This window comes from Streptomyces sp. NPDC093089 (assembly GCF_044754405.1).
In the GTDB taxonomy this organism is placed as follows: Bacteria; Actinomycetota; Actinomycetes; order Streptomycetales; family Streptomycetaceae; genus Streptomyces.
Window position 1 is genome coordinate 423,082 of record NZ_JBIVPA010000008.1, and the last position, 19,757, is coordinate 442,838.

A 19,757-nucleotide genomic window follows, 5' to 3' on the forward strand; every position below is an offset into this window, starting at 1 on the left:
GTCGTCGTCGCGGCCGGTCAGGCGCCCGGGGCCGCCGTGATCACGCCGGCGGCGATGGCCGCGCCGAGGCTCGCGTAGTCGTCGGCGTTCTGGCCGGCGTAGGCGAGGGAGAAGTCGGCGACGGCGCGGTCGAAGACGTCGGTGGAGCCGAGGTAGGAGGCGATGGCGATGCGGTCGCCGGAGCGGGCGTGGGCGCGGGCGAGGGCCCGGCCGCAGAGCCGCGCGTAGTCCCGCAGGGTGCCGGGGGTCATGGTCTCGACCTCGGCCGAGCCCTTCATGTCCCGCAGCTGGCGCCAGTAGAAGTGGCGTTGCTGGGGGCCGGTCATCCAGCCGAGGAAGATGTCGCTGGCGGCCTGGATGAGGCGCTGTCCGGCGACGACGCGGTGGCCCTGCTGGTCGTACGCGGAGGGGGCGAGGTACGGCTCCAGGACGGAGGTGCCCGCTTCCTTGATCTGGAGGACGAGCGGGTCGGAGGCGTCGCGCCCTTCGAGGAGGAGGACGAAGCAGCGGGTGCCGACGCTGCCGACGCCGACGACCTTGCGGGCCGCGTCCACGTAGCGGTAGCGGTCGAGGAGGACGCGCTTGTCCTCGGCGAGGGAGCTGCGGTAGTCGCTGAAGATCTTTCCGAGGGTGACCCGGTCGATGTCCGTGACCCGTTCGAGGAGGGGCGGGTCCTCGACGAAGCGCCGGGTGCCGGAGTCGTCCTTCTCGGTGAGTTTGCCGAGCGCCTGGAGGCTGGTGCGGCGGCGGGCGCTCGCGAGCCTTCGGGTGACGCGGGCCTGTTCGCCGTGGCGGACCAGGGAGAGCACGTCGTCGGCGGCGATCCGCTCGTACCAGACGGGGAGTTCGCCGAGCTCGGCGAGGCGGCGCATGGCCGTCCGGTAGGACTCGACGGCCGCGAGGGCGGCGCGGTGGGCCTTGGACTTGGCGCTGCCGTTCTGGAGGGCGGCGACGGTGATGCTGGCGGCGAGCCTCTTGACGTCCCATTCGAAGGGGCCGGGGAGGGTCTCGTCGAAGTCGTTCACGTCGAAGAGCAGCGTCCGTTCGGGTGAGGCGTAGACGCCGAAGTTGAGCAGGTGGGCGTCGCCGCACAGCTGGACGGTGAGTCCGGTGTGGCGCTGGGCGCCGAGGTCCGCGGCCATGACGGAGGCGGCGCCGCGGAGGAAGGCGAAGGGGGAGGCCGCCATCCTGCCGTACCGGAGGGGTGCGAGGTCGGTCAGCCGGTCCACGGCCTCGCGTTCGAGGACGTGGATCGGGTCGGGGCGCTGGGAGCTGGGTATCCAGCGGCCGTGGGACGAGCGGGACACCCGCTTGCGGGCCGCCTTGCCCAGTGCGGCGCGCTCCGACGGTGTGGTCATCCGGCCCCACCCCCTTCTTCCGCCGTAGCGGTCTCGTGCCTGTCACCTGCTTCCTCATTACAAGGCGCGGTGCTCCTTTCGGCCACTCTGCGGGGCCGCCCTAGCGAAATGGTTTAGACCAATGATAGGAATTGATCACCCACACGGCCCACGCAGTCACGCTGAGCGAAGAAAGGGTTGAACATGGTCGAGCCCGCATCCGAGGCGGCGGAACCGCCGCTCTATCTCCGGGTCGCCGCCGCCCTGCGCGAAGACCTCGCCCAACGGCGCATCTCCCCCGGGACCCGGCTCCCGTCGGAGCGGTCCCTGGTCCAGCGCTACCACGTCAACCGGCAGACGGTACGCAGCGCGCTCCAGCTCCTCAGGGACGAGCGGCTCGTGGTCACCGACCGGCGCGGGACGTTCGCCGCCGGCGCGGGCGACACGACCGCCGCCGAGCCGGCGGGGCCAGCCCTGACGGCCCGTCGGCCGAGCTTCCCCGGCGGCCCCCGCGCGGCCGAGGCGCTGGTGCGGGCCTCGCTGACCTGGGAGCCGCCGCCCACCCCGCTGGCTCCCCGGCTGCTCCTCGCCCCCGGCGAGCCGACCCTCGTCCACCGGCACCGGGTGCTCGGACCGCACGGGTCGGCCCTCCAGCGCGCGGTGTCGTGGTTCTCCCGGCCTGCGCTCACCGAGATTCCCCAACTGGCCCGCTACCGGCGGGGCCGGGACTGCCACCGGCAGCCCGATCTGCGCCTGCTCTACCACTGGATGCACCAGGCGGGGCTGCGGATCACCCACCGCGAGTCGGTCGGCATGCCGCCGGGTCCCACCACGACGACGGCCGGCGGCGCGGCCCGGCTGCTCGTCCACCGGGTGGTCAGCGACCAGCACGGGCACGCCCTGGAGATCACGGACATCGATTTCTCGGCGCAGTCGGCGCCCTGGACCTACGAGTTCAGCGCCTGACCCCGCATGCCGCGCGCCCCGTGGTCCGCGTCGGCGGGTCACGGGGCGCGTGGCGTGTGAGGGCCCGGGCGGGAGCGGGGGGCCTCCCGCCGGGTGCGGCGGGCTTCCTAGACGATGCCCTCCGCGATCTCCGCCTCCTCGCGGGCCGTTCCGTACGCCGTCGGCGTGCCGTACGAGCGGCGGGCCACGTACCACCAGACGCTGGCCAGGACGAGGACGACGGCGAGCGCGATCACCGCGTAGTTCATGGTGTCGACGGTGACCGGGGACTTCTGCGGCAGGCAGAAGAGGACGGTCACGACGGCGACCCAGACGACGGCGGTCCAGCCGATCGGCTTGCTCCAGCGGCCCAGGCTCCAGGGACCGGGGACGAACCGGTCGCCCGCGCGCAGCCGCAGGTAGATCGGGATGGCGTAGGCGGGCGTGATGCCGATGACGTTGATCGCGGTGACGGCGCCGTACGCGGTGGCGGAGTAGAGCGAGGGGACGGCGAGCAGCGCGGCCACGGCGACCGCGAGCCAGACGGCGGGGACCGGGGTCTGGGTGTGGGCGCTGACCTTCCGCCAGAGCGCGGAGCCGGGGAGGGCGTTGTCGCGGCTGAAGGCGAAGACCATGCGGCTGGCGGCGGCGACCTCGGCGTTTCCGCAGAAGAGCTGGGCGACGATGACGACGAGCAGCAGGGCGGTGGCGGCGCCGGAGCCGAGCGCGTCGAGGAGGATCTGGGCGGGTGGGACGCCGGTGTCGCTGGCCTGGGTGGCGGCGTAGTCCTGGATGGCGAAGCTCAGTCCGGCGAGGAGCGCGAAGCCGGCGATCCAGGAGACCCAGATGGCCCGCACGATGCCCTTGGCGGCGGTGACGGAGGCGTTGGACGTCTCCTCGGAGAGGTGGGCCGAGGCGTCGTAGCCGGAGAAGGTGTACTGGGCGAGGAGCAGGCCGATGGCGGCGACGTAGAAGGGGTTGGCCCAGCCGGTGTCGTTGACGAACTCGGTGAAGACGAAGTCGACGGACTGGTGGCGGTCGGGGACGAACGCGAGGGCCCCGACGATGAGCGCCACGCCGGCCAGGTGCCACCACACGCTGACCGAGTTGAGCACGCTGACGAGGCGGACGCCGAACAGGTTCAGGACGGCGTGCAGCAGCAGGATCCCGAGGAAGATGAGGAAGGTGGAGCCGGCGGTGGGTTCGAAGCCCCACTGGAGGTTGAGGAAGGCACCGGTGAAGAGGGCGGCGCCGTAGTCGATGCCGGCGATGGCCCCGAGGAGGCCGAGGAGGTTCAGCCAGCCGGTGTACCAGCCCCAGCGGCGTCCGCCGAGCCGGTCCGCCATGTAGTAGAGCGCGCCCGAGGTCGGGTAGGCGCTGGTCACCTCGGCGAGGGCGAGGCCCACGCACAGCACGAACAGGCCGACGCCGGCCCAGCCCCAGAGCATGACGGCGGGGCCGCCGGTGGCCATGCCGAAGCCGTAGAGGGTCATGCAGCCGGAGAGGACCGAGATGACGGAGAAGCTGATCGCGAAGTTGCCGAAGCCGCCCATCCGGCGGGCCAGGACGGGCTGGTAGCCCAGCTCTCTCAGCCGCGCCTCCTCGTCGTGGACGGGGGATGGTTCGTGTATCGCGTCGGCGGGGACTGCGGTGCGGGACATGGGTGCCTCCGGGGGGACGGGCGGTGAGCGGGGTGGGGCGTACGCGGTGGGGCGCGGGGGCGGGCTTCAGCCGCCGAGACAGCGGGCGCGGGCGCGCAGGAAGACCTCTTCGGCCAGGTCGCGGTCGTCCGGGCGGGCGGTCCGGTAGGCCCAGGGAAGCGTCGTGTAGTACGGGCCGAGCGCTTCGAAGACCCGGGCCGCGTCGGGGAAGCGGAGGGCGCCGAAGAGGGCGTGGGCCAGGTGGTTGAGGTCGAGCAGCGAGGCCTCGTCGGTGGCGCAGAAGAGGAACCAGTCGTCGAGCGCGCGGCGGGCGTCGCGTACGGCGTCCTCGGCGACCCAGTGGAGGTCGAGGGCGCGCTCGTGGCCGCGCTCGCGGCGGTAGCGCTCGACGCGCACGTAGAGCGGGAGCGCGTGCAGGGCCGAGCCGACGGGGGCGGCCGACGCGGCCCAGTGGGAGTAGTTGACGGCCTCGGAGAGCGGTCCGGGGCGGCGCGCGTAGACGAACTGGAGCATGCGGTGGTGCGCTTCGCGGTTGTACGGGTCGCGCTTCTCGGCCTCGGCGAGCAGGCCCCAGGGGCCGGGCGGCAGCATGGGGGCGGGCGGGGTGAGCCGGTGTTCGGCCATGCGCTGGCGCTCGTCGAGGGCGGCGAGGGCGATGAGGCCCACCCAGGGCACGGGGTCGGCGGGGGACCGTTCGGCGGCGTCGCGGCAGGCGGTCCAGGCCTCCTGCCAGAGTTCCCTGGTGCGGGCGTGGCCGGCGCGGTGGGCGCGGACGGCCCGTTCGACGGTCACGCGGCTGTGCATCACGGTGGCGGCGGTGCTGTCGGGCTGTTCGGCGCGCCAGGTGTGGACGACGTCGGTGCCGGCGGCGACGGCGGCGAGGACCTGGGTGCGGCGGGTCCAGCCGTCCCAGCCGGTGGTCTCGTCGAGCAGTCGGGCCATGGCCACCCAGCGGCCGGTGCGTAAGTCCTGGACGGCGTTGCGCAGGGCGTGGTCGTGGCCCGCGGGGTGGTAGACGGGCCGGAAGCCGTGCGCGGCCATCAGGGGGTGGGGCGTGGTGTGGATGACATGGGTCCTCGGTGGCTGGAGGGGGTGGTCAGTCCCCCGGCGGGTGTCCCGGCCGTTGATCGGCGATCACTATAGAGGGCGATGGATGCGACCGGTCCACTTTCTTTCGTGACAGTAACTATTAGGCCAACGACCGAATTTGACTTACTGTCAGGTAGGTCGGCGGACCTGACGGGAACGGCCGCCGAGGCTTGACGCCGGACCGCCGCGACGGCACCCTGACCCCTTTCGGTGATCGGATGGTCACTGTGCGGTCCAGGGACGGGAGCAGCACGATGACAGGCGGCCCGGTACTCGCCGTCGACCAGGGGACGTCGGGCACGAAGGCCCTCGTCCTCTGCCCCGAGCGCGGCGTCGTCGGCAGCGGCACGGCGCCGGTCAGGCCCCGCTACCTGCCGGGCGGGCTCGTCGAGGTCGACCCGCGTGAGCTGTACGACTCGGTGGTCGCGGCCGGCCGGGCGGCGCTCGCCGAGGCGGGCACCTCCGTCGAGGCGGTGGGCCTCGCCAACCAGGGCGAGACCGTGCTCGCCTGGGACCCGGCCACCGGCGAACCCCTCACCGACGCGCTGGTGTGGCAGGACCGCAGGGCCGCCGGGGTCTGCGCCGGACTCGACGCGCACGCCGAGCGGTTGCGGCACCTGACGGGGCTCCCGGTGGACCCCTACTTCGCCGCGCCGAAGATGGCCTGGATCCGCCGCCACGCAACCGGCGCGGGCGTCGTCACCACCAGCGACTCCTGGCTCGTCCACCGCCTCACGGGCGCGTTCGTCACCGACGCGGCGACCGCCGGACGGACCGGACTCCTCGATCTCGACACGCTCGCCTGGTCGGACACCGCACTCGACCTGTACGGACTCGGCGGCGAGCGGCTGCCCCGGGTGGTGGACTGCGACACCCCGGTCGGCACCACGACCGCGTTCGGTCCGCCGCTGCCGCTCACCGGCCTCCTGGTGGACCAGCAGGCGGCCCTGCTCGCCCAGAGCGCCGACGACCCGGCCGCCGCCAAGTGCACCTACGGGACCGGGGCCTTCCTACTCGCCCAGACCGGGCCCCAGCCCGTGCGGCCCGCCTCCGGCCTGGTCGGCTGTGTCGCCTGGCGGCTCGACGGCCGGGTCACCCACTGCCTGGACGGGCAGGTGTACACGGTCGCCTCGGCCGTCCGCTGGCTCACCGACCTCGGTGTGATCGCCGGGGCCGAGGAGCTCGACGCGGTCGGCGGCGCCGTGCCGGACACCGGCGGCGTCACCTTCGTGCCCGCGTTCGCTGGGCTCGCCGCGCCCTGGTGGCGCGGTGACGTCCGCGGCTCGCTCACCGGACTCGGGCTCGACACCGGGCCCGGCCACCTGGTCCGCGCGCTGTGCGAGGGGATCGCCGCCCAGGTCGTCGAGTTGGCCGCGGCCGCCGCCGCGGACCGGGGCGCGCCGCCCTCCGCGCTGCGCGCCGACGGAGGCCTGACCCGGTCGGCGCTGCTGATGCAGACCCAGGCCGATCTGCTGCAACTCCCCGTCGAGGTCTCCTCTTCACCCGACGCCACGGCTCTCGGAGCCGGCGCGGTCGCCAGGCTCGGGCGCCACCCCGGGCTCGCCCTCCGCGAGGCCGTGCCGGCGTGGAAGCCCTCGGCCGTGTACGAGCCGCGGATCTCGGGCGACGAGGCGGCCGCGCGGCTCGCCCGGTTCCGTACGGAGGTGTCGGCGCTGGTCGCACGTTCCGGGGGCGGCGACGCCCCGGGGGCGGCCTGATGGGCGTCACGCGGACGGGTCCGCTGCCGGCCGGACCGGCCGCGGAGTACGACGTCGTGGTCGTCGGCGCCGGGGTCGTCGGCTGCGCCGTCGCCCGCGCGCTCGCCCGCCATCCGCTGCGGATCGCGCTGGTGGAGGCCGCGAACGACGTCGGCGACGGCACGTCGAAGGCCAACACCGCCATCCTGCACACCGGTTTCGACGCGGCACCCGGCACCCTGGAGGCGCGGCTCGTCCGCGAGGGGCACCGCATGCTCGACGCGTACGCGCGGGAGGCGGGCATCCCCGTGGAGCCGCTGGGCGCGCTGCTCGTGGCCTGGGACGAGCAGCAGCGCGCCGCACTCCCCCGCCTGGCGGAGAAGGCGGAACGCAACGGACACCGCACGACCCGACTCCTGACGGCGGCGGAACTCGCCCTGCGGGAACCTCACTTGGGCGCAGGCACGCTCGCCGCGCTCGAAGTGCCGGGCGAGTCCGTCATCTGCCCGTGGACGACGACCCTGGCGTACGCGACCCAGGCCGTCCGCTCCGGGGTGGACCTGCACCTGAACTGCCGGGTGGAGAAGGTGCGTCCGGGTGACACCCACCACCGGCTCGTCACCGGGCGGGGAGTGCTCCGCACCCGCCACCTCGTCAACGCCTGCGGGCTGCACGCCGACGGCTTCGACGCGCTGCTCGGGCGCGCCGACTTCACCGTCACCCCGCGCAGGGGCCAGCTCCTCGTCTTCGACAAGTTCGCCCGCGACCTCGTCCGGCACATCCTGCTCCCGGTCCCCGGCCCCCTCGGCAAGGGCGTGCTCGTCTCGCCGACCGTGTACGGGAACGTGATGCTCGGGCCCACCGCCGAGGACCTGGACGACAAGACCGCCACCGGCACGACGGCCGAGGGGCTCGCCGGGCTGCGCGAGCAGGGCGGCCGGATCCTCCCCGCGCTCCTCGACGAGGAGGTCACGGCCGTCTACGCGGGCCTGCGGGCGGCCACCGGCCGGGAGGACTACCGGATCGCCGCCCACCCGGCGCTGCGGTACGTGACGGTGGGCGGGATCCGCTCCACCGGGCTCACCGCGTCCCTCGCCATCGCCGACCACGTGCTCGGGCTCCTCGCCGACTGCGGGCTCGACCCGGGGCCCGAGCGGCCCCTCGCCCCGGTCCGCATGCCGAACATCGGCGAGGCCTTCCCCCGGCCGTACCGCGACGCCGGACTCATCGCCCGCGACCCGGAGTTCGGGGAGATCGTGTGCCACTGCGAGCAGGTGACCCGCGGCGAGGTGCGGGCCGCGTTCGCCTCGGCCATCCCGCCGGCGGGGCCGGACGGACTGCGCCGCAGGACCCGGGCCCGCGGCGGGCGCTGCCAGGGCAACTTCTGCGGCGCGGAGCTGAACGCGCTGAGCCGGGAGTACGAGGAGGGGACCGGGTGACCCGTACCGTCGACGTGCTCGTGGTGGGCGCGGGACCCGCCGGGCTCGCCGCGGCCGCAGGCCTCGCGGCCGCGGGCGCCGGCCGGGTCGAGGTCCTGGAACGGGAGCCGGCCCCGGGCGGCGCCCCGCGGCACTGCCTCCGGCCGGGGTTCGGCGCGGACGCCCTCGGCCGCCCCCTGGACGGCCCCGCCTACGCGCGGCGCGCGGCGCGGGCCGCCCTGCGGGCCGGTGCCACCGTCCGTACGGGCGTCTCGGCCACCGGCTGGGCCGGGCCGCTGACCCTGGACGTGACCGCCCCGACCGGTCCGGAGCGGATCCGGGCCCGCGCGGTCGTCCTGGCCACGGGGGCCCGCGAGCGGCCGCGCAGCGCCCGGCTGGTGCCCGGGTCGCGGCCCGCCGGGGTCCTGACCACCGGTGAGCTCCAGCGGACAATCGCCCGGTTAGGCGCGCGGGGCGGACACCTCGGGCGGCGGGCGGTGGTCGTCGGCGGCGACCCGGTGGCCCGGCACGCGGTCCGTATGCTGCGGGAGGCGGGCGTCACGGTGGCCGCGGTGGTCGGCGCACCGCCCGGGACCGCCGGGGCCTTCGGGGCATCCGGGTCCCGAGCCGCCGTACCGGTGCTCGTCGGCGCGGTCGTGACCGAACTGATCGGACGCGGCCGGCTGACGGGGGTCGCGGTCCGCGGGCAGGACGGGCGGACGGCCGTGCTGCACTGCGACACCGTGGTGTTCACGGGCGACTGGATCCCCGACCACGAGCTGGCCAGGTTCCTCGGACTGCCACTGGCGCCGGGCACCCGGGGCCCCCTGACGGACGGGGGCCTCCGTACCGCCGAGCCCGGCGTGTTCGCCGTCGGCAACCTCCTCCACGGCGGGGAGCCGGCCCAGCGGGCCGCCGCCGAGGGCCGTGCCGTGACCGGCGCCGTCCTCGCCCGGCTCGCCGGCCGGCCCTGGCCGACCGGCGGGGTGCCGGTGGTGACGGCGGGGCCCCTGCGGTGGGTGACGCCCGGACTCCTCGGCCCGGAGGCCGTCCCCCTGCTCGTACAGGCGGAGCGGCGGCTCGTGCGACCGGTCCTGGCCGTCCACCAGGGCGGCGTCCCCCTGCGGCGGGAGCGGGTGGCGGGGACGCTGGCTCCCTGGCGATCCGTACGGCTCGGGGAGCGGTGGACCGGCGGCGTCGACCGCGCGGGCGGTCCCGTGGTGGTCTCCGTCGAGGAGTGAGGCCGGGGCGGTGCGGGGTTGGGACGGTCCGGGTCGCGGACCGCCGGGCCGGGCCGTCCGGATCGCGGGCCGCCCGGGGCCGGGGGGCCGTTCGAGACTCGGGCGGCCCGGGGACGAGGACGAGACCGGGGCCGGGGACAGGGGCGGGGCCGGGGACGGCAGGCGAGGCTGCGCCGGCAGGGGGTGTTCGGCCACACTGGGGCCCATGCCGGACACACGCAGCGCGGGTCTCCTGGTCTTCCGCCGTACGGAGGGCGAGGGCGTCGAGGTACTCATCGGTCATATGGGCGGGCCCTACTGGGAGTCCCGCGAGGAGGAGGCCTGGTCGATCCCGAAGGGGCAGTACGGGCCCGACGAGACCGCCGAGGACGCCGCGCGGCGGGAGTTCCGGGAGGAGCTGGGGCTCGCGGCCCCGGACGGCGAGTGGGTCCCGCTCGGGGAGGCCCGGCAGCGCAGCGGGAAGATCGTCACGGTCTGGGCCGTCGAGGGCGATCTCGATCCCGCGCTGGTCGTACCGGGCACCTTCACCATGGAATGGCCGCCCCGGTCGGGTGTCACGGCCGAGTTCCCGGAGATCGACCGGGTGGGCTGGTTCGCCCCCGAGGCCGCCGCTCCCCTGCTCGTGACGGGTCAGCGGGTCTTCCTCGAACGGCTCGGCGGGCACCTCGGCGGGCGGGGCTGAGCCCGATTGTCAGACCCGTGCGAGAAGGTGGTGAGCGCCGAACTGTCGAGAGGGAGCCCGACATGACCACGTTCACCGCAACCGAGCGCGCGGCGGCCCAGGCGTACCTGCGGCTGCTCGAGTCCACCCAGGCCGTGCTGACCGACCCGCAGCTCGCCCCGTACGCGGGACTGATGCTCACCCATCCCATGGCGGAGGCGGACGAGGCGCTCCGCGCCGCCGGCCTGTCCGGGAACGAGGACCGGCTGCTGCGCCTCGTCTCCTCCCTGCGGGCCTCCCCCGTGACCACGTGGGGGCGCGGCGGCTGAACCCGCGCGCCCGAGGTCGCGCCGGGCCGGGAGCAGCCCCCGGCTGGGGGCGTGCGCCCGGCGGGGCGTGCGCCCGGCCGGGACGCGTGGCCGGTCAGGCCCCGAGGCGGACCGGGAGGGCGCGGACGCTGTTGCCGACGAAGCCCGCGTGCCGGGTCAGCTCGTCCTCGGGGAGGGCCAGGTCGAGGTCCGGGAAGCGGGTGAACAGCGCTTCCAGGGCGATCTCGGCCTCCATGCGGGCGAGCGGGGCGCCCAGGCAGTAGTGGGGGCCGTGGCCGAGCGAGAGGTGCTTCACCGTCGACGTGCGGGTGATGTCGAAGCGGTCGGCGTCCGGGCCGTGGGCCTTCGTGTCGCGGCCGGCCGCCGAGTACCCGGCGAGCACCGGGGTGCCCCGGGGTGCCCCGGGGGATGACGGTGCCGTCGACGGTGAGGTCACGGGTGGGGTAGCGGAACGGGAAGGCGCTGACCGGGCTGTCCCAGCGGAGGGTCTCCTCCACCACGTCCGCCCATCCGGCGCGTCCTTCGAGGACGAGGGCGAGCTGGTCGCGGTGGGCGCAGAGGGCCCGCACCGCGTTGGTGACGAGGTTCAGGGTGGTCTCGTGGCCCGCGATGATCATCAGGATCAGGGTGCCGATGAGCTCGGGCTGGCTCAGCCGGTCGCCGCCCTCGTCCCGGGCCTCGATGAGGGCGCTGATGAGGTCGTCGCCGGGGGCGGCGGCCTTGGCCGCGGCGATGGAGCCCAGGAGTTCGGCCAGCTCGCGGTTGGTGGCGACGGCTTCCTCGGGCCCCGTGTCGGTGGCGACGACGAGGCTGGACAGGCGGTGCAGCCGGTCCTGGTGGACCGGGTCGACGCCCAGGAGCTCGCAGATGACGCCGAGCGGCAGCGGGAGCGCGTAGTGGCGGCGCAGGTCCGCGACGCCGCCGGCGGCGCGGGCGGCCTCGGCGAGTCCGTCGAGCAGTCCGGCGGTGACCGCCTCGACGCGCGGGCGGAGCTCCTCGACCCGGCGGGCCGTGAAGGCGCTGCTGACCAGGGTCCGCAGCCGGCGGTGGTCGGCGCCGTCGGCGGTGGTCATGCCGGGCACGGTGGCGAACGTGAGCAGCGGCCAGCCTTCGGGTATGCGGCCCTCGGCGAGCGCGGTGAAGTGGTGCGGGGCCTTGGCGACGTCGGGGTGGGTGAGGAAGTCCCGCAGGGCATCGTGGCCGAGCACCGCCATGCCCTCGATCTCACCGGGCAGGATCACCGGGGTCACGGCGCCCTCGGCGAGCAGTCGGGCGTTCGCCGCGTGCGGGCAGCCGCCCGACGTGTCCATGCGGTACGGGGCGCGGCCCGCGGCGGCGCTGTGCGGTGTGTTCAAGGAAGGGGCTCCTGACTGCGGATGCGGGCCGGTTCGGCACGCGAGCGGTCAGATCCTACGGTCAACCCGCCTCCGTTCGTACGGAGTTGTCCACCCCTTCGCCGCCACCCGGTGGGCCGCTCAGGGCGCCCCTGCCCAGGAGTTCGGCCAGGCCGCGACGGGTGGCAGCCACGACGACCCGGTCGCCGGGGACGAGGACCCGCTCCGGGTCGAGCCGCCAGCCCCTCCCCGGGTCCGCGGCGCCGGTGCGGGACGCGGCACCGGCGGCGCCGTCGAGGGCGATGACCCGCCAGGCACCGGGGACGAACGCGTCGGCGACCGTCCGGCCGTCCAGGAGGGGATGGTCGGCGACGTCCACGGCGGCGAAGAGCAGCACCCGGCGCTCGACGGGCACGGCACCCAGGACCTGGCGGCCCATCATGGCCCCGGCGAAGGCGGGCGCGGCGAGGTGGGAGACGCTGCGGCTGCGGGTGACGGCCGCCGGGTGGGCGGTGCGCAGGGTGCGGAAGACGGCGGTGGCGAAGTCGTCGTCGTACAGGCGCAGGACGACCCGCAGGTCGGGGGTGACGGCGCGGGCGGAGAGCGCGGCCTCCAGATTGGTGATGTCGACGCTGGTCAGGGCGAGGAGGGCGTGGGCGCGGTGGATCCTGGCGGCCTCCAGGACGCCTTCCTCCGTGACGTCGCCGACGACGGTGGGCACGCGCAGCCGGCGGGCGACGGCGATGCCGCGGGCCTCCGGGTCCGACTCGACGCAGACCACGGGGATCCCGAGTCGGCGGAGCCGGGCCAGGACGCGGGTGCCGACCTTGCCGAGGCCGAGGAGGACCACGTGGCCGGAGAGGCCGCGCGGCGGCCGGCGCAGGGTGGTCGCCGTGCGGAAGGTGCCGAGCCCTTCGAGGAGGGCGGCGACGATCACCGGCAGCAGGAGCAGGCCGACGAACCCGGCGAGGATCTGGAGCAGCTGGCGGCCGGCCGGCTCGCCGACGGCCGGGTCGCCGATGGCGAAGACGTCGAGCAGCGTCAGGTAGGCGGCGTGCAGCGGGTGGTCGCCGGTGGTGAACGCGAGGGCGAGGGCCAGCGCGAGGACGGCCGCGGCCGCGCCGCCGAACGACCAGCGCAGCCGACGGGAGAAGAGCGAGCCGACGGGCAGCGCCGAGGCGGCCAGGCGGGTCGCCGGGAGGGCCGGGCCGGCCGCCGTGACCGCTTCGAGGGTGACGGCGGCGCGGCCGGTCGCGGCGGCCACCGTGCGGTCGTCCGGGAGGAGCCGGGGGCCGGCGTCGCCGCTGTGCTCCGAACCCTCGCAGCCAGCCGGGTCGCCCGCGGTGGCCGAGAGCAGCGCGAGCGTGCACAGGCCGGGGTCGGGCGCCTGCCCCGCACGGGGCGGCCGGTCGACCGCGTGGAACAGCAGCCCGCCGGCCTGGACGACCTTGCTGGTGCCCGCGACGGCGGCCGCGGCGAGCCCGGGGGCCGCGGTGTCGACGTCGGAGAGCACCGTGGTGGCGGCGTCGGTCTTCTCGGGGTCGAGGCCGGGTTCCACGACGGCTGCGGCCTGGTCGAGGAGGGTTTCGAGGTGCTGTCCCAGCTTGCGGTTGTACAGCCGGATGACGAGCCGCAGCCGGGGGTTGAGCCGGCGGGCGGTGAGCGCGGCCCGGATGTTGGCCTCGTCGTCCTCGTGGACCAGGGCGAGCGCGGCGGCCCGCTCGACGCCCGCGTCCGTCAGGGCCCGGTCGTCCGCCTCCGCGGACTCGACGACCCGCAGGGTGCCGGCCGGTTCGCCGCCGTCGGCGGTCCCGGCCGCCGGGCCGGCCCCGGTGGTGCGGGTGACGGCGGCGGTCACCCGCCCGAACAGGGCCAGTGCCCGGCCGGTCCGGCCGGCGGGCGCCACGGCAGCGACCGGCGGCGCCGGCACCAGGAGGGTGACCCGCTCCCCGTACACCTCGTGGAGTTCGCGCGCGAGGCGGTGGGCGAGGGCGTCGTCGCCGCACACGACCATGTGCCCGGCGGGCGCCGTGCGGGCCTGACGGTCCGTCCGGAAGCCGGGCACGCCGAGCGGCCCTCCGGTGGACGCGCCCGCGGGACGGGCGGGGCCGGGGAGGGAACCGGCGGGCGGGCCGGCCGGCGGGGTCCCGTTCGGAACGGCGTTGCTCTGACGTGGGTATGAGGGCACGTCACAAGGATGCCCTGCGCCGCCGACAGCGGTCCGGGCGGCCGTCCACCACCCGGGCGGCGGCACGACGCGCCCCCGTACGGCACGTTCGCTACGCCGGTCGGCGCACTTCGATCTGCGCGGCCGGCACCGCGTTCCTACCGTGACCGACATGATCGTCACGTCAGCTGTCCGTCATGCTGCCGCCGGTACCGCGGCGCTGCTGTTCGTCCTGCCGGTTCCGGCGGCCGTCGCCGCCACCGACGCGGTCGGGGAACCCACGCCGCCCTCCCGGCAGTACGTCGACCCGGCCCGGCTCGACCGGCAGGGCACCCAGGTGCAGCCCCTGCCGGGCGCGCCCAGGGTGCCCTCGGTGTCGGCGCTCTCGTGGGTCGTCGCTGACGCCTCGTCGGGCGAGGTGCTCGCCGCGCGGAACGCGCACCGGAGGCTGCCTCCGGCCAGCACCCTCAAGGCGCTGTTCGCCCTCACCGCGCTCCCCCACCACGACCCCTCCGAGCGGCACACCGTCGCCGACGCCGAGCTGACCGGGATCGGGGCGGGCAGCAGCCTCGTCGGCGTGAAGGAGGGCTACACGTACAAGGTCTCGGACCTGTGGAACGGGGTCTTCCTCAGCTCGGGCAACGACGCGGTCCACGTCCTGGCCGCGATGAACGGCGGCTGGGACTCCATGATCCGCCAGATGCAGGAGAAGGCCAGGTCCCTCGGCGCCCGGGACACCCACGTGGTCTCCCCGGACGGCTACGACGCCCCGGAGCAGGTGTCCTCCGCGTACGACCTGGCGCTCTTCGGGCGGACCGGGCTCCAGGACCCGGAGTTCACCCGGTACTGCTCGACGCCGTACGCGAACTTTCCCGCGGGCTCCTGGTCCTACGGCATCGCCAACACCAACCGCCTCCTGACCGGCGCGGACGGGGTCGCCCGCTACCCCGGGCTCCTCGGGATCAAGAACGGCTACACCAGCAACGCGGGCAACACCCTGATCTCCGCTGCCAAGCGCGGCGACCGGACCCTCGTCGTCTCGGTGATGAACCCGCAGGACGGCGGCGGTCTCGCCGTGTACGAGGAGGCCCGTTCGCTGCTCGACTGGGGCTTCGAGGCCGCGGGCCGGGTCCGGCCGGTGGGCTCGCTGATCCCCGCGCGGACGAAGACCGCGGCCGAGCCCGCCGCCCGTGCCGTCACGGTGGCCGGCGCCGACCGGGGCGCTCCGGCGGCCGGCCCCGCGCGCGCCGCGGCCGGGCCTCCTGCGGCAGGGACGGTGGAGGAGGACGAGGCGCCGTCGGCCGGCCTGCCACTGGCCCTGGTGGCCTCGGCCTTCGCGGCGGCGATCGCCCTCTGGGCGTGGCGGCGCAGGACGGCCCAGCGGGGCTGACCCACCGGCGAGGCGCGGCTTCGTGACGACGGCGGCCCGGCGCCGCACGGCGGACCTTCGTGACCTTCGTGACCAGGCGGCCCGGCGCCGCACGGCGGACCTTCGTGACCTTCGTGACCAGGCGGCCCGGCGCCGCACGGCGGACCTTCGTGACCTTCGTGACCACGGCGGCCCGGCGCCGCACGGCGGACCTTCGTGAGCGCGCGCCGGGACGTCCGTCGCGCTTCGGCGCGGGTGCGTGCGCCCACGTGCGCGCGTACCCCGGCGCGGCTGACGGTCAGGCGCCGACGTACTGGGCGAGGTGCTCGCCGGTGAGGGTGGAGCGACGGGCGACGAGGGCGGCGGGCGGGCCCTGGTAGACGATGCGGCCGCCGTCGTGGCCGGCGCCGGGGCCGAGGTCGATGATCCAGTCGGCGTGGGCCATGACCGCCGGGTGGTGCTCGACGACGATGACCGACTTGCCGGAGTCGACGAGGCGGTCGAGCAGGCCGAGGAGCTGCTCCACGTCGGCGAGGTGGAGGCCGGTGGTCGGCTCGTCGAGGACGTAGACGCCGCCCTTCTCCGCCATGTGCGTGGCCAGCTTGAGCCGTTGCCGTTCGCCGCCGGACAGCGTCGTCAGCGGCTGGCCGAGGGAGACGTAGCCGAGCCCGACGTCGGAGAGCCGCTCCAGGACGCGCTGCGCGGCCGGGGTGCGGGCCTCCCCGGCGCCGAAGAAGTCCTCGGCCTCGGCGACGGGCATGGCGAGGACCTCGCTGATGTCGCGGCCACCCAGGCGGTATTCGAGCACGGAGGCCTGGAACCGCCTGCCCTCGCAGTCCTCGCAGGTGGTGGCGACGCCCGCCATCATCGCGAGGTCGGTGTAGATGACGCCGGCGCCGTTGCAGGTGGGGCAGGCGCCCTCGGAGTTGGCGCTGAACAGGGCCGGTTTCACCCCGTTGGCCTTGGCGAACGCCTTGCGGATCGGGTCGAGCAGACCCGTGTACGTCGCCGGGTTGCTGCGGCGCGAGCCGCGGATCGCGCCCTGGTCGACCGACACGACGTCCTCGCCGGCCGGGATCGACCCGTGCACGAGCGAGCTCTTGCCGGAGCCGGCGACGCCGGTGACCACGCAGAGCACGCCGAGCGGGATGTCGACGTCGACCTTCCGCAGGTTGTGCGCGGTCGCGCCCCGGATCTCCAGGGCGCCGGTGGGCTCCCGCACGGTGTCCTTGAGGGCGGCGCGGTCGCCGAAGTGGCGGCCGGTGACCGTGTCGCCGGCCCGGAGCCCCTCGACGGTGCCCTCGAAGCAGACGGAGCCGCCCGCGGTGCCGGCGCCCGGGCCGAGGTCGACGACGTGGTCGGCGACGGCGATCGTCTGCGGCTTGTGCTCCACGACGAGCACCGTGTTGCCCTTGTCGCGCAGGCGCAGGAGCAGGTCGTTCATGCGGTTGATGTCATGGGGGTGCAGGCCGGTGGTGGGCTCGTCGAAGACGTAGGTGACGTCGGTGAGCGGGGAGCCGAGGTGGCGGATCATCTTGACGCGCTGCGCCTCGCCGCCCGACAGCGTGCCGGACGACCGGTCGAGGGAGAGGTAGCCGAGGCCGATCTCGACGAACGAGTCGAGGGTCTCCCGGAGCGCGGTGAGCAGGGGGGCCACCGAAGGCTCGTCGAGGTCGCGGACCCAGTCGGCGAGGTCGCTGATCTGCATCGCGCAGACGTCGGCGATGCTCTTCCGCTTGATCTTCGACGACCTGGCGCCCTCGGCGAGGCGGGTGCCGTCGCAGTCGGGGCAGGCGGTGAAGGTGACGGCGCGCTCGACGAACGCCCTGATGTGCGGCTGCATCCCCTCCTTGTCCTTGGCCAGGAACGACTTCTGGATCCGCGGGATCAGCCCCTCGTAGGTCATGTTGATGCCCGCGATCTTCATCCTGACCGGTTCGTGGTGCAGGAAGTCGTGGAGTTCCCGTTTGGTGTAGCGGCGGATCGGCTTGTCCGGGTCGACGAAGCCCGACTCGCTGTAGAGCCGGTGGTTCCAGCCGCCCGGGGTGTAGCCGGGGATGGTGAGCGCGCCGTCGGCGAGCGACGCGGAGTCGTCGTACAGCTGTGTGAGGTCGATGTCGGAGACGGTGCCGCGGCCCTCGCAGCGCGGGCACATGCCGCCGGTGCGGCTGAACGTCGCCTTGACGGTCTTCTTGTCACCGCGTTCGACGGTGATCGCGCCGCTGGCCCGTACCGAGGGGACGTTGAAGGCGTACGCGCTCGGCGGGCCGACGTGCGGCTTCCCGAGGCGGCTGAAGAGGATGCGGAGCATCGCGTTGGCGTCGGTGGCGGTGCCGACCGTGGAGCGGGGATCGGCGCCGAGCCGCTGCTGGTCGACGATGATCGCGGTGGTCAGCCCTTCGAGGACGTCGACGTCGGGACGCGCGAGCGTGGGCATGAACCCCTGGACGAACGCGCTGTACGTCTCGTTGATCAGCCGCTGCGACTCGGCGGCGATCGTGTCGAACACGAGGGAGCTCTTGCCCGAGCCGGAGACGCCGGTGAAGACGGTGAGCCGCCGCTTCGGGATCTCGATGCTGACGTCCTTGAGGTTGTTCACCCGCGCCCCGTGCACCCGGATCAGGTTCTGCCGGTCGGCGGCGTGCGGCCCGACCTCGCCCCGGGCCGGCCCGGCGGCGGACGACCCGGCGGTGCCGGCCTTCGCGGACGCGGACTTCGCGGACGCGGACTTCGCCGCACCGGCCCTCGTGGTGGTGGTCCTCGCGGTGGCGGTCTTGGCGGCGGACTTCGCCGTGGCGGTCTTGGCCGTGGCGGCCTTGGCGGCGGACTTCGCGGTGCCCGCCCGCGCGGTGTCCGTCCTGCGGGCCTTGGTCATCGTGTCTCCATCCGCCGGGCGGGCCGATACGTGCGCCGGCGCGCCCTGCCGCACCCGGCACCGGACGGCGCGCGACGCACCCCGCCACGCTAACCGCGGCCCGGGGGCCGCGCTTGTCGACGCCGGACCGCGACCGGGCCGGTCAGCCTATGTGCCAGGGGTACCTGGGCGCGCTGGGTCGGGGCCCTGTGGGCCGGGACGCGGTGGGCCGGGGCGCGGTGGGCAGGACCCCGGTGACGTAGCGCTCGGCCGCGTGCACGGCCTCGCGGGCGGTGCGCTCTCCCATCAGGACGCACAGGGTGTACACCGTGTCCTCGAAGCGGCGGCGCGCCGACGGGTCGCACGGGCTGGCCAGCACGGTCCGCTCCTGGGCGCGGTAGTGGCGGAGCAGCCGGTCGACCGTGTTCCTGTCGGGCAGCAGCATGGGGTTCTCCTGTCTCCTACGTCGCTCCATAGTCCCGGCCGTCGGCCACCCTCGCGACCGACATGGACACGATGAGTGACGGTGCCGCTCGGCCGGGCGCTCCGGGTGCGCTCGCGCCGCCCATGGCGGAGGGTCGAGGACATGAACCCGAGCACGATGCAGCGGGTGGTCGTCATCGGCGCCACCGGCAATGTGGGGACGAGTCTGGTACGGATCCTGTCGGCCGAACCGCGGGTCGGATCGGTCCTCGGGCTCGCCCGGCGCCGACCGGGCCTTGAGCTGCCGGGCGTGGAGTGGGCCGAGGTGGACCTGTCGCGGGACGGGGACGAACCCCGGCTGGCGCAGTACGTGGCGGACGCGGACGCCGTGGTCCACCTCGCCTGGCGGTTCGGGCCGACGCACGATCCGGTCGAGACCTGGCGGACCAACGTGCTCGGCGCGGTGCGGGTGTTCGACGCGGTCGCCGCGGCGCGGGTGCCGGTGCTCGTGCACGCCTCCTCGGTGGGCGCGTACTCCCCCGGTCCGGCGGGCGGCGCCCCGGTGTCCGAGGCGTGGCCGACGCACGGCTGGCCCGGCGCCGCGTACACCCGGGAGAAGGCCTATCTGGAGCGGGTCCTCGACACCTTCGAGCGCGATCACCCGCAGATCCGGGTGGTGCGGATGCGCCCGGCGTTCCTCTTCAAGGAGGAGTCGGCCAGCGGGCAGCGGCGGATCTTCGCCGGGCGGTTCTTCCCCGGTCAGCTGATGCGGCCCGATCTGCTGCCGCTGGTACCGGAGTTCGACGGGCTGCGGTTCCAGGTCCTGCACACGGACGACGCCGCGGACGCCTACCGCAGGGCGCTCCTGCGGGACGTCCGCGGCGCGTTCAACCTCGCCGCCGAGCCGGTGCTCGACGCGGCGGCGCTGGGCCGGCTGCTGCACGCGCGGCCCGTGAAGGTGCCCGCCGGAGCGGTGCGCGGCGCCCTGTCGGCGGCCTGGCGGATGCGCCTCGTCCCGGCCTCCCCCGGGCTGTTCGAGGCACTCAGGCAGCTTCCGCTGCTCGCCACCGAGCGGGCGCGCCGGGAGCTGGACTGGGAACCGTCGGCGACCGCCGAGGAGGCCCTGGCGGCGTTCCTGCGCGGGGTCAGGTCGGGTGCGGGCGACGACACGGAGCCGCTGGCGGGTCACCGGATCGGCTGATCCGGTGTGGCGGTGGCGTCATCGGGTTCCC

Annotated in this window: 14 protein-coding genes and 1 pseudogene; 8 read left to right on the forward strand and 7 right to left on the reverse strand. The window is 75.0% G+C overall.

The window, feature by feature from the left end; all coding sequences use genetic code 11:
- Positions 1 to 17 precede the first annotated feature (17 nt).
- Positions 18 to 1,358: a DUF2252 domain-containing protein gene (locus ACIQFX_RS21375; RefSeq protein WP_402465533.1), complete on the reverse strand. Its 1,341-nt coding sequence runs from the start codon at positions 1,356 to 1,358 to the stop codon at positions 18 to 20.
- Positions 1,359 to 1,541: 183 nt separating this feature from the next.
- On the opposite strand from ACIQFX_RS21375, the gene ACIQFX_RS21380 reads away from it, so the two are divergent.
- Positions 1,542 to 2,303 (forward strand): GntR family transcriptional regulator, encoded by a 762-nt coding sequence (locus tag ACIQFX_RS21380; RefSeq protein WP_402465536.1) that lies wholly within the window; start codon positions 1,542 to 1,544, stop codon positions 2,301 to 2,303.
- A 107-nt stretch (positions 2,304 to 2,410) separates the two neighbouring features.
- Here ACIQFX_RS21380 and ACIQFX_RS21385 read toward each other — a convergent pair whose 3' ends face one another.
- Complete coding sequence (locus ACIQFX_RS21385) at positions 2,411 to 3,943, reverse strand: amino acid permease (protein WP_402465539.1); 1,533 nt, start codon at positions 3,941 to 3,943, stop codon at positions 2,411 to 2,413.
- A gap of 66 nt (positions 3,944 to 4,009) precedes the next feature.
- Positions 4,010 to 4,984: a hypothetical protein gene (locus ACIQFX_RS21390; protein WP_402465541.1), complete on the reverse strand. Its 975-nt coding sequence runs from the start codon at positions 4,982 to 4,984 to the stop codon at positions 4,010 to 4,012.
- Between the two features lie 302 nt (positions 4,985 to 5,286).
- Between ACIQFX_RS21390 and ACIQFX_RS21395 the strand changes: the two genes are divergently transcribed.
- From ACIQFX_RS21395 to ACIQFX_RS21415, 5 genes are all read left to right on the forward strand, one after another.
- A complete protein-coding gene (locus ACIQFX_RS21395; RefSeq protein ID WP_402465544.1) occupies positions 5,287 to 6,750 on the forward strand; it encodes an FGGY family carbohydrate kinase in 1,464 nt (487 codons plus the stop codon).
- Positions 6,750 to 8,168 (forward strand): FAD-dependent oxidoreductase, encoded by a 1,419-nt coding sequence (locus ACIQFX_RS21400; RefSeq protein WP_402465546.1) that lies wholly within the window; start codon positions 6,750 to 6,752, stop codon positions 8,166 to 8,168. Before ACIQFX_RS21395 ends, ACIQFX_RS21400 begins: the two co-directional genes overlap by 1 nt.
- Entirely contained in the window at positions 8,165 to 9,388 is a 1,224-nt protein-coding gene (locus tag ACIQFX_RS21405) for an FAD-dependent oxidoreductase (protein WP_402465549.1), read from the forward strand. Before ACIQFX_RS21400 ends, ACIQFX_RS21405 begins: the two co-directional genes overlap by 4 nt.
- 205 nt (positions 9,389 to 9,593) lie before the next feature.
- Positions 9,594 to 10,070: an NUDIX domain-containing protein gene (locus tag ACIQFX_RS21410; RefSeq protein ID WP_402465552.1), complete on the forward strand. Its 477-nt coding sequence runs from the start codon at positions 9,594 to 9,596 to the stop codon at positions 10,068 to 10,070.
- A 62-nt stretch (positions 10,071 to 10,132) separates the two neighbouring features.
- Positions 10,133 to 10,378 carry a hypothetical protein gene (locus ACIQFX_RS21415; protein ID WP_402465555.1) on the forward strand — a complete coding sequence of 82 codons (246 nt, stop codon included), beginning with the start codon at positions 10,133 to 10,135 and terminating at the stop codon, positions 10,376 to 10,378.
- Between the two features lie 94 nt (positions 10,379 to 10,472).
- Here the strand turns inward: ACIQFX_RS21415 and ACIQFX_RS21420 are convergent.
- Together ACIQFX_RS21420 and ACIQFX_RS21425 are read right to left on the reverse strand one after the other, a co-directional pair.
- Positions 10,473 to 11,688, reverse strand: a pseudogene (locus ACIQFX_RS21420) (cytochrome P450).
- 106 nt (positions 11,689 to 11,794) lie between these two features.
- Positions 11,795 to 13,726 (reverse strand): NAD-binding protein, encoded by a 1,932-nt coding sequence (locus tag ACIQFX_RS21425; protein WP_402465645.1) that lies wholly within the window; start codon positions 13,724 to 13,726, stop codon positions 11,795 to 11,797.
- A gap of 325 nt (positions 13,727 to 14,051) precedes the next feature.
- On the opposite strand from ACIQFX_RS21425, the gene ACIQFX_RS21430 reads away from it, so the two are divergent.
- On the forward strand, positions 14,052 to 15,269 hold the full coding sequence (locus tag ACIQFX_RS21430; RefSeq protein ID WP_402465558.1) for a D-alanyl-D-alanine carboxypeptidase family protein: 1,218 nt from the start codon (positions 14,052 to 14,054) through the stop codon (positions 15,267 to 15,269).
- Between the two features lie 277 nt (positions 15,270 to 15,546).
- On the opposite strand, the gene ACIQFX_RS21435 is transcribed toward ACIQFX_RS21430, so the two are convergent.
- Positions 15,547 to 18,123: an ATP-binding cassette domain-containing protein gene (locus ACIQFX_RS21435; RefSeq protein WP_402465560.1), complete on the reverse strand. Its 2,577-nt coding sequence runs from the start codon at positions 18,121 to 18,123 to the stop codon at positions 15,547 to 15,549.
- A gap of 142 nt (positions 18,124 to 18,265) precedes the next feature.
- Positions 18,266 to 18,547, reverse strand: coding sequence for a DUF5133 domain-containing protein (locus ACIQFX_RS21440; RefSeq protein ID WP_402465562.1), 282 nt, complete (start codon positions 18,545 to 18,547; stop codon positions 18,266 to 18,268).
- 141 nt (positions 18,548 to 18,688) lie between these two features.
- Between ACIQFX_RS21440 and ACIQFX_RS21445 the strand changes: the two genes are divergently transcribed.
- Positions 18,689 to 19,726: an NAD-dependent epimerase/dehydratase family protein gene (locus tag ACIQFX_RS21445; RefSeq protein WP_402465565.1), complete on the forward strand. Its 1,038-nt coding sequence runs from the start codon at positions 18,689 to 18,691 to the stop codon at positions 19,724 to 19,726.
- Positions 19,727 to 19,757: the final 31 nt, after the last annotated feature.